General features: G+C 72.0%; 11 protein-coding genes. 3 read left to right on the top strand and 8 right to left on the bottom strand.

Features of this window, described 5'->3' with window-relative positions; genetic code table 11:
- Nucleotides 1–103 precede the first annotated feature (103 nt).
- The 5 genes from ACZ4WS_RS20520 to ACZ4WS_RS20500 all read right to left on the bottom strand — a co-directional run bounded on the left by ACZ4WS_RS20520 (nt 104) and on the right by ACZ4WS_RS20500 (nt 7803).
- Complete coding sequence (locus ACZ4WS_RS20520; protein WP_467982300.1) at nt 104–991, bottom strand: FadR/GntR family transcriptional regulator; 888 nt, start codon at nt 989–991, stop codon at nt 104–106.
- A 162-nt stretch (nt 992–1153) separates the two neighbouring features.
- Nucleotides 1154–2914 (bottom strand): ABC transporter ATP-binding protein, encoded by a 1761-nt coding sequence (locus ACZ4WS_RS20515; protein ID WP_467982298.1) that lies wholly within the window; start codon nt 2912–2914, stop codon nt 1154–1156.
- A 123-nt stretch (nt 2915–3037) separates the two neighbouring features.
- Nucleotides 3038–3796, bottom strand: a complete 759-nt coding sequence (locus ACZ4WS_RS20510; RefSeq protein WP_467982295.1) for an NUDIX hydrolase — start codon at nt 3794–3796, stop codon at nt 3038–3040.
- 131 nt (nt 3797–3927) lie between these two features.
- Complete coding sequence (locus tag ACZ4WS_RS20505) at nt 3928–5877, bottom strand: glycogen debranching N-terminal domain-containing protein (protein WP_467982753.1); 1950 nt, start codon at nt 5875–5877, stop codon at nt 3928–3930.
- A 393-nt stretch (nt 5878–6270) separates the two neighbouring features.
- The gene (locus tag ACZ4WS_RS20500) at nt 6271–7803 is read right to left on the bottom strand and encodes a DUF4192 domain-containing protein (RefSeq protein WP_467982293.1); all 1533 of its coding nucleotides are present in this window, start codon (nt 7801–7803) and stop codon (nt 6271–6273) included.
- 457 nt (nt 7804–8260) lie between these two features.
- Here ACZ4WS_RS20500 and ACZ4WS_RS20495 point away from each other — a divergent pair, with 457 nt between their 5' ends.
- On the top strand, nt 8261–10441 hold the full coding sequence (locus tag ACZ4WS_RS20495) for a RecQ family ATP-dependent DNA helicase (protein ID WP_467982292.1): 2181 nt from the start codon (nt 8261–8263) through the stop codon (nt 10439–10441).
- 223 nt (nt 10442–10664) lie between these two features.
- Complete coding sequence (locus ACZ4WS_RS20490) at nt 10665–11300, top strand: hypothetical protein (RefSeq protein WP_467982290.1); 636 nt, start codon at nt 10665–10667, stop codon at nt 11298–11300.
- Between the two features lie 326 nt (nt 11301–11626).
- On the opposite strand, the gene ACZ4WS_RS20485 is transcribed toward ACZ4WS_RS20490, so the two are convergent.
- The 3 genes from ACZ4WS_RS20485 to ACZ4WS_RS20475 form a co-directional block, all read right to left on the bottom strand.
- Nucleotides 11627–12253, bottom strand: a complete 627-nt coding sequence (locus ACZ4WS_RS20485; RefSeq protein WP_467982288.1) for a hypothetical protein — start codon at nt 12251–12253, stop codon at nt 11627–11629.
- 68 nt (nt 12254–12321) lie between these two features.
- On the bottom strand, nt 12322–13023 hold the full coding sequence (locus ACZ4WS_RS20480; protein WP_467982286.1) for a ribonuclease HII: 702 nt from the start codon (nt 13021–13023) through the stop codon (nt 12322–12324).
- A gap of 82 nt (nt 13024–13105) precedes the next feature.
- The gene (locus ACZ4WS_RS20475) at nt 13106–13729 is read right to left on the bottom strand and encodes a TetR/AcrR family transcriptional regulator (protein WP_467982284.1); all 624 of its coding nucleotides are present in this window, start codon (nt 13727–13729) and stop codon (nt 13106–13108) included.
- Nucleotides 13730–13902: 173 nt separating this feature from the next.
- Here ACZ4WS_RS20475 and ACZ4WS_RS20470 point away from each other — a divergent pair, with 173 nt between their 5' ends.
- Entirely contained in the window at nt 13903–15459 is a 1557-nt protein-coding gene (locus ACZ4WS_RS20470; RefSeq protein ID WP_467982282.1) for an MFS transporter, read from the top strand.
- The last annotated feature ends 120 nt before the right edge of the window (nt 15460–15579 follow it).

The raw sequence follows: 15579 nt of genomic DNA, 5'->3' as shown, positions 1-15579 counted from the left end.
GGTCCAAGAAGGATCCGACGGGGTCCCGGCGGGAGATGGTTCGCCGGCCACGCGATACCACGGCGGGACACACCTGCCCGACCGCGCCGCCCTCGGTGCGCGGTCAGTGCTCGCGCGGCGCGGGCACCACGCGATCCACCTCGGGGTGAACGGTGAGCAGTTGACGCATGGCCGCCTCGGCCGCCGCGCCGTCGGCCGCGGCGAGGGCGTCGACGATCCGGGCGTGGTGCCCCAGGGAGGCCTCGTTCGGCCGGTCACAGCCAGCAACGGGCCCCCCGGAGACCTGGAGAGCAGCCGACACGATCCCGGAGAGGTGCTCCAGCATCCGGTTGCCCGCGAGCTGGATGAGCAGCGAGTGGAACTCCGCGTCGGCCCGCGAGAAGGTGAGCGCGTCACCCTGCGCCATGGCATGGCCCATGATCTCGACCATGTCACCGAGCCGCTGCTGGACCTCCTCGCGCCCGTGCCCGGCGGCGAGCCGTGCGGCGAGCGGCTCGATCGTCCAGCGCAGCTCGCTCAGCTCACGCCGCTGGTCGTCGCGCTGCGGCCCGAAGGCCCGCCACTCGATGATGTCCGGGTCGAGAAGGTTCCAGTCGCTGACGGGGCGCACGCGCGTACCGACGTTGGGGCGGGCACTGACCAGTCCCTTCGCCTCCAGGACGCGGAGCGACTCGCGGACGACGGTGCGGGAGACCTCGAACCGCTGACCGATCTCCTCGGGGACGAGCGGGCGGTCCGCGCCCAGGTCACCGGAGACGATCATTTGTCCCAGCTGCTGGACGAGCTGGCCATGCAGCCCTCGTCCGCGGCTGCCCGCGGCGCGTCGGCCCACGCGGCCCAGCTCCGGGTCCGCGCTCTCCCACGCGGGGGTGCCGACACGGTCGGCACCAGGGGCCTCGGCATAGGGGTAGCGGTCAAGTTCGCCCGGGCCGGCCAGGCCGGAGTCTGCGGAGCGGGCGGCGGTCATCATGGTCTGCGCAAGGGTACTCACGGATCCTTTGTCGGCGCTGTCTCCAACTCCCTTGAGGTCTTTGGTGAAAAGCACACGAAAGGGTGATCGCTCACCCCGTCGCAATTGACGCCTTATCGGAAAGAAATGGGCGTTCTTCGGGGAGTTGTGCGCACGGCGGGAAAGGAAGGATGCGGACGGTCGTCATCGGACCCTGCTCCGCAGGGTCGTGAGCAGATATGCGCAGAGCAGGGCGGTCAGCGACAACATGAGTGCACCGCCCACGGGTTGGGTGATGACATGCACCCCAGCCGCCAGATAGCGCTCGCCTCCGAACGGCCACTGCATCAGCACCAGCTCGCGCAGCCTCCCGGGGAACCCGGCCGCGGTCCGCACAGACGGCCCCTCCAAGGCCTTTTGTACGAGCGGTACGACAGCAATCGGCACGGCGAGCACCGCCGCGAGCCCGGCGGTCGTGGACCGGAAGAGGCCCGCGGCCAGCACACCCGCCCAGGCACAGCCCACCACGAGACCGAGCCAACTCGCGCTCATGGGCAGCCAGTCGGCGGGAACTCCGGTGAGCTCCCGTCCGTAGACGAGGTAGAGCACTTCGAGGTCGCATCCCACGGTGAGGAAGGCCAGCGTCAGCGCGGTGGTCGAGGCGAGGAGGAGTTTGGCGGCGAGCAGTCCCAGGCGGCGGGGGACGGTGCCGCGGTCCGCGGCCAGGGCAGGGTGGCGGAACTCTTCACCGAAGGCGATGGCGCCGAGCAGTCCCGCGCCGAGCGCGGCGGGCGGAAGGGGAAACCCCTCCGGCCACGCGGCCAGGAGGCGCGACTGGGGTGTGTGACCGATTCTGGCCAGGAGCACGGCCAGGAGGGCGGAGCTGACGAGAACGGCGGCCGCGGTGAGATAACCGGTGCCGACTCCGGCGGCGCGCCGTAGTTCGTAGCGCAGGGGACGCAGGGGGCTGGGGGCTTGGCGTACGGAGATGGGGGGCGGGAGCGGGGACACCGCGTCCGCGGCCAGTGTCTCGGCCGGACGCGGCTCGTCGGTCGTATCCGCGTCCCCTTCGGCGGGCGGCGCGACAGCAGGCCCCATGTCCCCGATCTCGTCGGCGAGTTGGTGTACGAGGATGCCGTGCCGGAAGGCGGTCTCGCCGACGTCGGCGCAGGTGCTTCCATACACCGAGAGCCGGTTGCCGTCCTCGCGCACGACCTCGAGGGAACGCTGCGCGGTACGGGCCTCCTTGGTCAGCAGGGCGCTGAGACGGGCGGCGTGCGGGCTGCGGACGGCGACCCGAGGGCGCAGCCGGGTACGGGCGAAATCGGCGACGTCCTGGTCGGCGAGGAGCCGGCCCTCCTCCAGCGTGACGACCTGGTCGGCCGTTCCCGCGGCCTCCTTGGGGTCCTCCGTGGTGAACAACACGGTGCCGCCCTGGGCGGCGTGTGCGCGCAGAATCCCGTGCAGCCAGCGGCCTTCGCGGGCGGAGAGCCCGTTGGCGGGGTCGTCGAGGACGAGGGTGTGCGGGTCGGACAACAGTGCGCACGCCAGGCCGAGGCGGCGGTCCATGCCGCGCGAGAGCGTGCCCAGGCGTTCGTCGCGGAGGCTGACGAGCCCGACCACCTCCAGGACTTCATCCGCACGCTGCACGGGTACGCCGGCGGCGGCGCACAGCATGCGGAGCTGGCCGCGGACCGTCCGCGCCGGATGGCCGGGAACCTCGCCCAGGAGCACGCCGACTTCACGCGACGGATGGGCGATCCGGTGCAGCGGGCGGCCTCTGAAGTAGGTGATTCCGCGGCCCTGCTGGAGTTCGAGCATGAGCTTCAGCACCGTCGTCTTGCCTGCGTCCGGGGCTCCGAGGAGCGCTGTGACGCGGCCCGCGCGCACCTCGAAGGACACGTCGTCGACGGCGGGCGGAAGCTCCTTGCGGGCGTTACTGGTCAGTCCGATGGCCTGGATCACCCTAAGCAAGATAGCGCGATATTTCCGGTTTTCCGGGCATCTTGAGACTCGCCTCGGCCAGGCCTCACCGCTTCAGCGCGCACCCGAGCTGCCACAGACCAGACCGGCACTCCCCGCCCCTCGTCAGACCTCGGGACGCAGCATCGGCGGGTTGAGCAGTGTCGCGCCGCCCGCGCGGAAGAGCTGGGCGGGGCGGCCGCCCTGACGCGTGGTCGTGCCACCCGTGGGCACCAGGAAGCCCGGCGTGCCCGTCACCTTGCGGTGGAAGTTGCGCGGGTCGAGCGCCACGCCCCACACGGCCTCGTACACACGGCGCAGCTCGCCGACGGTGAACTCGGTCGGACAGAAGGCGGTGGCCAGCGAGGAGTACTCGATCTTGGACCGGGCACGCTCCACGCCGTCCGAGAGGATCTGCGCGTGGTCGAAGGCCAGGGGCGCCGCCTGCTCGCCGTCGCGGCCGTAACCGCCCTGCTGGAGCAGCTCCTCGACGGGGGCCCAGCGCGCGCTGTTGGCGTCGCCGCCGGCCCTGGGCGCGGGCAGATCGGGGGCGAGCGCGAGATGGGCGACGCTGACCACTCGCATCCGCGGGTCACGCTTGGGATCGCCGTACGTCGCGAGCTGCTCCAGGTGCGCGCCGTTGTCCTGCGCCGGGGCGGACGGGTCGTGGGCGCACAGTGCGGTCTCCTCGACCAGCTCACGCGCCGCCGCCTGCGCCAGATCCTCATCGGGCCGTACGAAGCCGCCGGGGAGCGCCCATCGCCCCTGGAACGGCTGCTCGCCCCTCCGTACCGCCAGCGCACACAGGGCATGGCGACGCACGGTCAGCACGACCAGGTCCACGGTCACGGCGAAGGGCGGAAAGGCCGACGGGTCGTAGGGCATGCCGCGATCATAGTCGTCTGCCTGACGATAAACACTCCCTTCGGCGACCGCATCCACGGTTGATCCACTTCCGTCCGGTACGGGTCTCAGCGGCCGCTATCGGTCACCGGCCGGGGACGCGTCCCGCAAGGTCACACTCCCAACTGCAGCCCGTCGGCCGCCTCCTCGACCATGGCGAGGCCGAGCCTGCTGACACGTACGGAGAAGGAGGCGCCCGCGATCCGCAGTCCCGTCAGCACGATCTCGCCCAGCGGTGCGCTGCGGACCGGGCGCAGTGTCACCGTCCCGGCCGGGGCATCGGGGCGGATCCCGGCGAGGGAGGCGAGAAGCAGCACCCCGGCGGCCGCGGCCGTGGCCGCCGGTCGGCAGGCCGCGGGGTGGGGCAGCGGGGTGCTCCCCTCCGTGCGCTGCTCCGCCGCGTACATCTCGGGCAGCCGGTGCCCGAACGCCTCGGCCGCCGCCAGCACGCCCCGCAGCAGCGAGCTCGCCTCCTTCTCGTAGCCCGCCGCGGCCAGCCCCGCGACGGCGACCGCCGTGTCCTGAACGCGCACGGCGCCACCGCGATGACCGAACGGGTTGTACGCCGCCTCGTTCGCCCCCAGGCTGCGCAGCCCCCAGCCCGAGTCCATGGCCGGACCACCGAGCAACCGCGCCAACTGCTCGGTCTGCACCTTGTCGAGCAGGCCCGGGGCCAGTCCTCCAGAACCGAGCAGACCGGTGTCGAGGAGGTGGACCGTGCCCGAACCGAGGTGCGGGAGCAGGCGCCCGTCCGGGGCACGGGCGGCCGCCGGTCTGCCTCCGCCCCAGTCTTCGACCCAGAAGTCGTCGCGGAACGCGCTCCGCACCTCCTGGGCCCACTGCCGCAGCCCCGAGCCACCCGGCCGACCATGCGCGTCGAGCAGATCGGCGCCCAGCAGTGCCGCCCGGTGGGCGTGCGCCTGTGTCTCGCAACGAAGCGGCCCGCCGGGGTCCGGGTCGGGCAGATAGGTGCCGTCGCCGACGGTGGTCCGCAGCCACTCCAGGCACCGCTCGGCCGTGGGCAGCAGCTCCTCGACCTCCTGCTCCACGAGCCCCCAGCGCCGGGCCTCCGCGAGGAGCACGGGGAACAACAGGGTCGCCTCGGTCGCCGTACAGCCCGGCGGCAGGTGCGGGCCCGCGTCCCGGCGCGGTCCGGGAATCAGCCCGGACTGCGGCCCCGTGCCGACGAGTTGAGTGCGGGCGAGGGTCCGCAGGGTGCCCGCGGCGAGACGCGTACCGAGCGGCAACGTCATTCGCGCCGCGACAAGCGCCTCGGCCGGTGCCAGCCCGCACCGCCATGGGGCCCCTGCCGCGAGGTGCGTGTCGGACGGGTGCCCGGGATCGCGCAACAACAGGGCCTGAAGATCCTCCACGCACGTGTGCAGGATTGCCTGGGTCCGCGGGTCGTCGCCCGCTGCCCGTGCCTGGGCGAACGGGCTCGTCGTGCCGCGTCCCACCGCTCTGATGGGTCCCGCACTGTCCTGCCGTACGCGCAACTCCACGATCCGGGTGCCACCCGGCGGCAGTTCGAGTTCCCAGCGCAGCAGTCCCGCCGAGGCCAGGGCGTCGGTGGGCGGCGGGTGAGCGGTGACGGCCGAGTGCCCCGTGGCGCAGGACCAGCGCAGGCCGGAGTCGTGGACGCTGGCGGGCAGTTCGGGCCCGGCCCGGCCCGAGGCGACCGAGCTCAGTTCCGCGAGATCCGTGCCGAGGGCGATCTCCACGGGCAGGCGCAGGGTACGAGGGGCCGCGCTCTGCAGGGAGATCAGCTCCGTGCCGTCCGCGTGCCGTGTCCGTTCGACGACCACGTCCGGGTCCGGGCCCGCCTCGGCGGACGCGCGCAGCGTCCCCACGAAGCGGGCACGGTCGGCCGCGAGCATCCGGGCCTGCACGGCGAGCGGTTCGCGCCCGGCGACCCGCACCTGGCAGCGGGAGAGCATCCGCCGTCCCGCGCGGTAGAACCCCTCCAGCCCGCGGCCGGTCAGCTGGCCCTGCTCCGTGGAGATTGCCAGTCCTGGCAGGGCGACACAGATCAGGGCCGTGTGGGTCGGCGGCAGGTCCACGATCCGGCGCGGCGCAGAAAGCCACGCCTGGGGAGCCGCGGGGCCACCCGCCCCCGCGTAGGAGGGCGAAACGCCGTCCAATCCCCCGAGCGGGGCCGAGGCCGGCGGGCCGCTTCGACGCGTGACGGGCTGAGCGGTCCTGGGAAACGGCCGACGGTGACCGTCGGGGGCCGAGGACGGGGTGGGCAAGGGCATGGGGCAGCTTCCTCCACGCTCGGTGCGCCTTGGGCGCGCTCGGCGCCGGGTAGGGGGCTCCGGAGGGGCGGGGACGTTGCGGCGGCGCGGCCCGGCCACGGGTTCCACCACTCAGGTGAACGGAGCGGCCCTGCTCGGGGTCACGCCCTCGGCCGGGGAAGCCGACCGAATGGCGGTGGCGTGACGGACCGGTCCCGACACTCACATGTCCTCCCCCGTACCGTGCCGACCGCCCTCACGCCGGGTCCGAGACCGACCGCGCACGCCCTCAGCCGCGCGCCCCGGCCCCTCTCCGGCAGGTGCGACCTCGCCGGCGGGCCGACGCCGACCGGCACGGGCTGCCCCGGGAGAACGTCGACTCGGACGGGCTCCAGCATTCCCTGCCGGGCGGGTCCGGCGTCGGCGTCGGGTGGCGGTCGCCGACGGCTGGGTCGCGGGTCCGGGCCGCCCGGAGGCCGGCACCGGTTCAGCTGATTCCCGCGGCGCCGGGAGAGCGGTGGGCTGTCCCGGCGATTCTGGGGCGCGGCCGGTGCGCTCCGCGCGCAGGCAGCGGCGGATCGATTCCGGGTCCAGGCCCTCGTTGCACGCCTGGTGCAGGAGCCGGGCGAAGAGATAGTCGGGGTCGGCTCCGAGCGCCATACCCAGGGCCTCGCGGGCCTCCAACTCGTCCCCGGTCGACCACGCGACCCACCCGGCGAGCGTGAGGGGTGCGGCGGCGTGCTCGCGGTAGGGGCCGACACAGCGGCGGGCGAGCGCTCGCCACAGGCGCAGGGCCGGGCCGGCCTCGTCGCCTTCCATCCACTCCGCGGCGCGGTCGCGGGTCGTGCGGTCCTGGAGTCCGAGGATCAGGGTGGCGGCCTCCTCATGCTCCAGGAGTCCGTCGTCGCGCAGGTCCGCCGGACGCGCGCCGGACACGGCCGGAGCGTCTGCGAGCCGACCGATGATCTGCCGGGCCAGTTCGAGGGCCTCCTCGGCCACGTCGGCGCGGCTCTCGCCGTCCAGGATCCTGGGGACGAGGGCCATGCTCGCCGTATCGAGCGCGAGCTCCTGTTCCAGCGCGGCCGCCGTCTCCCAGGGGAGGAACCTCGCGGTCAATTCCTTTAGGGATCCCCTCACTTGGATGCCCGCATAGGTCGCTGCGGCGGCAAGGACGGAGGTCCCGGGCAGACCCATGGACTCACCCTCGGGCGAACAGCATCCCTGGCCCGGGCAGCAGTACGACCAGAAGCGGCCGTCGGAGATGCACAAGGCCTCGATCACGGGGACGTCGAGGCGACCGCAGACCGTACGCAGCAACTGCGCCAGCGGGCGCAGCCGTTCCATGACGTCCCGCCCCGACTCGCCGCTGCCCGGTTCCTGGCAGAGGTAGGCGACCATGCTCTCGGGCCGGGCACCTCTGCGTTCGCTTCCCGTCACCAGCCCCCGCGCCAGCTGCTCGGCCACGGAGGACCAGTCATCCGCATGGGCGGGGATGCCGAGCCGCGCACGCCCGCCGAAACGGCCGCGCCGCTCCCCGTCGTGCAGGGCGGCCAGCACGATGCTGTCCTCGGGCCGGTACCCGAGCAAGTACGGCAGAGCGTCGGCCAGCTCGGCCGGGGTACGCAGGGTGACCTGAGGCGCGCCGCCCGCGACGCCGTGACCCGCGTAACGCTCGGACCGGCCATCCCCCGCGTGACCGGCGGACCCATCGCGCCCCTCAAGTCCTGTGGGCTCGCCCCGTCCCGCCCGATCCACAGGCGCGTCGTGCTCCGCGCAAGCCGCGTACTCGCCCTGACCGCCCTGACCGCCCTGACCCCCGTGCCCGCCACGCCCGCGATTCCCGCTATGCGCGCCGTGCCCGCCGGACAGATCCTGCTCCGCGCATCCTTGCCGACCACCCGGTCGATCAGCTGGCCGATCATCTGGCCCACTCTCCCCGGCGCGCTCACCCCCTCCGTCGCACCTGTCGGGCTCACCCCCTCCGTCGTACCTGTCGAGCTCACCCTCTCCGTCGTAACGGTCGTGCCCGCTGATGTACCCGTCGCCGGACCTGCCGGCCGCTTCGTCGTGATTCGTCATGCCGTGACCATCCCGCGGATCTCGAAATTCCGCTTCGACCTGTGGATAACCACGACCATGATCACGACAAGAGTTGTCCACAGCTCGCCCGGCTCGTTCGCGCGATGTCCGACCCATCGGGTTGCATGGAGCCATGAACAACGACGACCCGCGACCCACGCCCGACGAAGACCTGCGTACCGCGGCCGATGCCGTACTGGCCCGCCTCGTCGGCGCCCGGGCGGGCGAGGCCCGGCTGCGTGAGGACCAGTGGCGCGCCATCGAGGCGCTGGTGGCCGACAAGCGCAGAGCCCTGGTCGTGCAGCGCACCGGCTGGGGCAAGTCCGCGGTGTACTTCGTCGCGACCGCGCTGCTGCGCGAGCGGGGCGCAGGGCCCACGGTGATCGTCTCGCCGCTCCTCGCGCTCATGCGCAACCAGGTCGAGGCGGCCGCGCGCGCCGGAATCCACGCGCGGACCATCAATTCGTCCAACACGGAGGAGTGGGAGACGATCCAGGCCGAGGTCGCCGCGAGCACGGTCGACGTTCTCCTGGTGAGCCCGGAGAGGCTCAACAATCCCGACTTCCGCGACCAGGTGCTGCCCAAGCTGGCCGCGGCGACCGGCCTGCTCGTGGTCGACGAGGCGCACTGCATCTCCGACTGGGGCCACGACTTCCGGCCGGACTACCGCCGACTGCGCACCATGCTCGCCGACCTCCCGCCCGGCGTCCCCGTCCTGGCCACCACCGCGACGGCCAACGCGCGCGTGACGGCCGATGTGGCCGAGCAGCTGGGCACCGGAGCCAGCACGGACGCGCTCGTCCTGCGGGGCCCACTGGACCGGGAGAGCCTGAGCCTCGGTGTAGTGCGGCTGCCGGACGCCGCCCACCGGATGGCCTGGCTCGCCGAGCATCTGAACGACCTGCCGGGCTCGGGCATCATCTACACGCTCACCGTGGCCGCCGCCGAGGAGGTCACCGCGTTCCTGCGCCAGTGCGGGCACACCGTGGCGTCGTACACCGGGAAGACGGAGAACGCGGACCGCCAGCAGGCCGAGGAAGACCTGCTCGCCAACCGCGTCAAGGCCCTGGTCGCCACCTCCGCGCTGGGCATGGGCTTCGACAAGCCCGACCTCGGATTCGTGGTGCACCTGGGCTCGCCCTCCTCCCCCATCGCGTACTACCAGCAGGTCGGGCGCGCCGGCCGCGGTGTGGAGCATGCCGAGGTGCTGCTCCTGCCGGGCAAGGAGGACGAGGCGATCTGGCAGTACTTCGCGTCGATCGCCTTCCCTCCGGAGGAGCAGGTGCGCCGCACGCTGGACGTTCTCTCCCGCGCAGAGAGGCCACTCTCGCTGCCCGCCCTCGAACCGCGGGTGGAACTGCGCAGGTCCCGTCTGGAAACGATGCTCAAGGTGCTCGACGTGGACGGGGCGGTGCGGCGTGTCCAGGGCGGCTGGATCTCCACGGGCACTCCATGGACGTACGACACAGAGCGCTATGCCTGGGTCGCCAAGCAGCGGGCGGCCGAGCAGCAGGCGATGCGCGACTACGTCACGACGACCGGCTGCCGCATGGAGTTCCTGCGACGGCAGCTGGACGACGAAGGGGCGGCGCCGTGCGGGCGCTGCGACACCTGCGCGGGAGCACGTTTCGAGGCGTCCGTGTCCCCCGCGGCGCTGGACGCGGCGAAGGGCGAGCTCGGCCGGGCGGGCGTCGAGGTCGAGCCCCGGAAGATGTGGCCAACAGGTCTGCCGGCGGTCGGTGTCGACCTGAAGGGACGTATCCCGGCCGGCGAACAGGCCGCACCGGGGCGCGCATTGGGGCGACTCTCGGACATCGGCTGGGGCAACCGGCTGCGGCCGATGCTCGCGCCCCAAGCCCCGGACGGCCCCGTACCGGACGATGTCGCGAAGGCCGTGGTGGGTGTACTGACCGACTGGGCGAAGGGGCCCGGTGGCTGGGCCTCGGGGCAGCCCGACGCACAGCCGCGCCCGGTCGGCGTCGTCACCGTGGCCTCGCGTTCGCGTCCTCGGCTGATCCAGTCCCTGGGCACGCGGATCGCGGAGATCGGCCGACTGCCGCTGCTGGGGTCCGTGGAGTACGTCGGCGAGGTGTCGCAGATCTCCCGGAGCAACAGCGCTCAGCGGCTCAAGGCTCTCGACGGAGCGCTGACCGTGCCGCCCGAGCTGGCCACCGCCCTGAAGGAAGCCGGCGGCCCCGTCCTGCTGGTGGATGACGCGACGGAGACCGGCTGGACGCTCGCGGTGGCCGCGCGCATGCTCCGGCGGGCCGGTGCACAGGGGGTGTTGCCGCTGGTCCTGGCTGTACAGGCGTGACCCACGTGTCGCCCACAAGAACAGTGGGCAGGGATATATGCGCCGCATCGCCAGAAAACGGTCTGTGGCCCCAATTGCTCGTTGCCGCAACCAAGTTCGGCAGGAAGAATTGAAGTCCGCTCCCCGCACGGCTCGCCCGTGGTCCGGTAGGGCTCTGCTGCGGCGTGCGCTCCCCCAAGTCCGATCCCGCCCGCAGTGTGGGCGCGTAGCCGAAGGGAGGACCGTGACCTTCGGATTCGCTCCGTCCTCGGCGGCATCCATGTCGACGTCTGCCGACCTGTCCGCCGCTTCCGCCAACCCACTGACCCGGATGCTCGAACCCGCCGAATGGGCCTCCGCCGGGATTCCGCTGCTGCGCAATCCCCGGGAGGTCGTCAGCGGACTGCACGCCCGGCACCGGCCCAGGCCCGCGACCGCGGTCGTGGCCGTTCTCGATCCGGACGAGCGGCTGAGGGCGAGCGCCTCGTTCACCCGGCGTCCGGCTCCGGCCGACGGCTGGATGTTCCGCAACGCGCTGCTCGCGCAGCTGCGCCGGGTCATCCCGCACGACCTGCGCCGCCGCACTCCGGTGCGCACGGCAGTGCTGCTCTACTGCCGTGACGGCGACGCGCGCTGGACGGAGGAGGACGGGGCGTGGATGTGGGGGCTGCGGGACGCCTGCACGCTCCACGGGCTGCGCTGCGGGGCGTACATCACCCTGACGCGTGACGGCTGGCAGGTCCTCGGCGAAGGCCGCGGCGGTCGCCGCCCCAACGCGGACTCACCGCCGGAGTCCTTCGCCATGGCCGAGGCGCTGCCGCCGCTGCCACGCACCGGAGGCGTCGCGTCGGAGGTGCTGCGCCGGGCGGCCGCCCGCTGAGGCTCCAACGGCGCCGGCCCAACCGGCGTAGAGCGTGATCCGTGTCCGCCCACCCGCGCGGCGGCGGCCACCTCACGATGAGCAGCGAGGACGGACGCGCGAGGAGACAACCGGACGGTGGTTCGGCGGCCGATGGAGCAGCGCCGTGGAACAGGCCCGCTCCAGGGACGTAAGGCAGACGTACGCCCCAGGTGACAGAGGTACGACAGGACCCCGGCATACGGGGACGCACTGCAGGCACGCCGAAATGACCGCCGTGCAGGTGCCGCCGCAGCGGCACCCTCAGCGTCCCCCCGAACGGATCCCGGACGGCGTCCGGAACCCGCTCAGACCCCCGCGCCCAGCACCGAGTTGATCTGCTGCGGGTCGCCGCAGACGATCAGCAGGGCGCCGGCCCGGCCGAGGGCCAGTGGCAGCGCGGTGACGGCGGCAGCGTCGGGACCGCCGTTGACGGCGACCACGACCACGGGACGGGACGCGGCCCGGCCCGCTACGGAGGCGTCGGCGTAGAAGACGTCGTCGCCCGTGTCGTGCTGCCCCCAGTACGCGGCCTCGCCGAAGGAGAGCTCGTGCGCGGCCCACGGGTGCGGTTCGCCGGTGGTGATCACCAGCACCTCACCAGGGGCACGGCCCGACTCCAGCAGCAGGTCGACGGCTTCTTCGGCGGCGTCCAGCGCACCCTCGGCCGAGGCCGGGATCAGCTGGATCTGCGGGGTGGCGGCAGCGGGCGCGGCCGCCGGGGCGGACGGCCCCGGCGTGGCTACGACCGGCTCGCGCGGGGTGCGTTGGGCCGGCATCGGCCGGACAGGACCCGGACGGCCGGGACGCGGCGGAGCCGCGGGACGGGGGCCGGGTACGGGACGGGGGGTCGGCGCGGTGCGGCCACTGGCCGGGGTAGCGCGGGGACCCTGGGCACTCTCGTGAATCTGAGGCTCCTCGGGAATGAGAGGCATGAGCTGATATCTATCAAACGCCGGTGCGACTCGCGTCGGCGGGTGGCACATGAGTGCGAGCGGAACCGTCAGAAATCGAAGCCGAGCTGGCCCTCGATCGCAGGAACGCTTCCGTCCGCCCAGCTGCGGACCTTCTTGAGGTGCCGCCACTGGGGCAACGCATCAAGATACGCCCACGACAGCCGGTGGTACGGGGTGGGGCCCCGCTCCTCCAGCGCGGCCTTGTGGACCGGCGACGGATACCCGGCGTTGGCCGCAAAACCGAAGTCTGCATGGTCGATGCCCAGTTCGGCCATCATTTTGTCGCGCTGAACCTTGGCGATCACCGAGGCCGCCGCGACGGCCACGCAGGACTGGTCGCCCTTGATCACCGTACGGACGCGCCAGGGAGCACCGAGATAGTCGTGCTTCCCGTCGAGAATGACCGCGTCGGGGCGGACCGGCAGGGCTTCCAGGGCTCGTACGGCCGCCAGGCGCAGCGCGGCCGTCATCCCCAGGTCATCGATCTCCTCCGGAGAGGCGTGCCCCAGGGCGTACGACGTCACCCACTTCTCCAACTCCGCTGCGAGCGCGGTACGCCGCTTGACGGTGAGGAGCTTGGAGTCGGTGAGCCCGTCGGGCGGACGGCGCAGTCCCGTGACGGCGGCGCAGACGGTGACCGGGCCGGCCCACGCACCCCGCCCCACCTCGTCGATACCGGCAATGATCTTCGCTCCGGTCGTGGCGCGGAGGGAGCGCTCGACGGTGTGGGTAGGTGGTTCGTAGGGCATAGCGCCCTCAGCCTACGCCGCCCGGAGGCCCTCGCGACACCCAGGTTTCCCCGAGCAACCAGGGCATGCCCGCCGGAGTCGATCAGGCAGCGTTCGGGCGCAGCAGCGGGACCATCAACTGGTCGATCATTTGCTCCAGGTCCTGCTCGCTCCATTCGCTGCCGCACACCTTTGAGCGGTACATCATCATCGCCGGGATGACGTCGAAGACATAGCTGTTCGCGGCGTCGGGCCGCACCTCTCCCCGCTCGATACCGCGGTGGATGACCTCGCGGAGCAGATGCATGGTCGGCTCGACGACTCCGCCGAGGATCACACCGTGAAAGCGTTCAGCCTGAGACGCATCGCATTCGTGAAGCACTGAGCGCAGCGCGAAACCGGGCTGCGAGTACATCGCCTCACGCACCCGCCGGCACAGCTCCAACAGGTCCGCCCGGACGCTCCCGAGGTCGGGAGCCTCCGTCAGGCGCGGCAGTCCGGCCTTGAGCGCGTCCGCGACGAGGTCCTCCTTGGACGGCCAGCGGCGGTAGACCGCGGCCTTGCCCGTCTGGGCGCCCGCGGCGACGCCCTCCATGGTGAGGCCGTTCCAGCCGACCGTACTGAGCTGCTCCAGCGCGGCCTCGAGGATCGCGCGTTCGAGCACGGCACCGCGCCGGCGCAGGGAGGCCGTCTGAGCGGGGGCGGCCGTCCAACGCGAAGTAACCATCTGAGTGTCTCCGTTGTGCATGGGGGAGCGGGGTTTCGGGGGAAGGGCGAGCGGTCGACTGACGCCACACGGAAGCGAGTTCAGTGAACGCTTGCGTTCACTGAAGGGGACTCACTACCGTTGACGCGACAGTGAACGCGAGCGTTCACTAACGCACTTGTGGGGGACCCATAGTGACAACCTCTCAGTTGATTCAGGACCCAAAGCGCCCCAAGCCGGGAGCGGCCCGCCGGGAGGGGCACCCCGGCATCGCACTCACCGTCATCGCGGCCTGCCAACTCATGGTGGTACTCGACGCGACGATTGTGAACATCGCACTCCCGCACATTCAAGACGCGCTCAAATTCTCTACGACCGACCTGACGTGGGTGGTCAGCGCGTACACCCTCACCTTCGGTGGCCTGCTGCTCCTTGGCGCCCGCGCCGGTGACATCCTCGGTCGGCGCCGGGTCTTCATGACCGGCATCCTGCTGTTCACCTTCGCCTCGCTGCTCGGCGGACTCGCCCAGGAACCCTGGCAGTTGCTGGCCGCGCGCGCTCTGCAGGGTGTCGGTGGCGCGATAGCGTCGCCGACTTCGCTGGCGCTCATCACCACGACATTCCCCGAGGGCCCGGAGCGGAACCGGGCATTCGCGGTCTTCGCCACGGTCTCGGCCGGCGGTGGCGCCATCGGTCTGCTCGCCGGCGGCATGCTCACGGAGTGGCTCGACTGGCGGTGGGTCCTCTTCGTCAACGTACCCATCGGCGTCCTGATCGCCGTGCTCACGCCGATGTACATCAACGAGTCCGAACGCCATCCCGGTCGCTTCGACATCGCCGGTGCACTCACCTCGACGGCCGGGATGGCCTCCCTGGTGTACGGCTTCATCCGCGCCGCGGAGGAGGGGTGGCGGGACAGCCTCACGATCGGGTCCTTCACGGCGGCCGTGGTGCTGCTGGTGGGCTTCGGGATCACCGAGACGCGGGCCAAGGAGCCCATCACCCCGCTGAAGATGTTCGCCGATCGCAACCGCTCGGGCACGTACGTGATCATGCTGAGCCTGGCCGCGGCGATGTTCGGCATGTTCTTCTACATCGTGCTCTTCGTGCAGAACGTGCTGGGGTACAGCCCGATCTCGGCCGGTGTGGCCTTCCTCCCGGTGACGGTAGCGATCGCGATCGGCGCGGGTCTGTCGCAGCGGTTCCTGCCGGTGCTCGGCCCCAAGCCGTTCATGGTCGTGGGCTCGACGCTGGTCGCGCTCGGACTCGGCTGGCAGACGTTCATCAACCCCGACAGTTCGTACCTCGGCGGAGTACTCGGCCCGATGCTGCTGTTCGGCTTCGGCATGGGCCTGAACTTCGTGACGCTGACGGTCACCGCGGTCTCGGGTGTCGCCCAGCACGAGGCGGGCGCGGCTTCGGGTCTGCTCAACGCCACGCAGCAGGTGGGCGGTTCGCTCGGTCTCTCCATCCTCACCACGGTCTTCGGCTCGGCCAGCCGTGACGAGGCGGAGAAGCAGATGCCGAAGTTCCTGGCGAACGGCTCGGCCGAGCAGAAGGCTGAGTTCGCCAAGACACACCAGCTACCCGCTCCCTGGGGTCACGAGGTGCTCGCCCAGGGCATCTCCACCGCGTTCATCCCGGCGGCCGCGATGGCCGTACTGGCCCTGGTCACGGCCGGGCTGGTCATCCGGGTCCGCAAAAGCGACCTGGACGCCCTCGCCGGCACGTCAGGGCCTGCCGGAGGCTGACGGGGGGTTGGGGGGGGGGGGGGGGGGGGGGGGGGGGGGGGGGGGGGGGGGGGGGGGGGGGGGGGTGCGGCAACCCCGCGTTAGGAGAGGGAAAAGTCCTCCTCCCCCCCCCCCACACCC

This window comes from Streptomyces sp. NPDC029292 (genome assembly GCF_055569295.1).
The sequence above is the reverse complement of the archived record's forward strand: the minus strand, read 5'-3'. Positions and strand labels throughout refer to the sequence as shown.

Bases quoted from the DNA above. Each gene is read 5' to 3' on its own strand.
- ACZ4WS_RS20510 (WP_467982295.1), bottom strand. From the start codon at position 3,796: ATGCCCTACGACCCGTCGGCCTTTCCGCCCTTCGCCGTGACCGTGGAC.
- ACZ4WS_RS20495 (WP_467982292.1), top strand. From the start codon at position 8,261: ATGAACAACGACGACCCGCGACCCACGCCCGACGAAGACCTGCGTACC.
- ACZ4WS_RS20485 (WP_467982288.1), bottom strand. From the start codon at position 12,253: ATGCCTCTCATTCCCGAGGAGCCTCAGATTCACGAGAGTGCCCAGGGT.
- ACZ4WS_RS20480 (WP_467982286.1), bottom strand. From the start codon at position 13,023: ATGCCCTACGAACCACCTACCCACACCGTCGAGCGCTCCCTCCGCGCC.
- ACZ4WS_RS20475 (WP_467982284.1), bottom strand. From the start codon at position 13,729: ATGGTTACTTCGCGTTGGACGGCCGCCCCCGCTCAGACGGCCTCCCTG.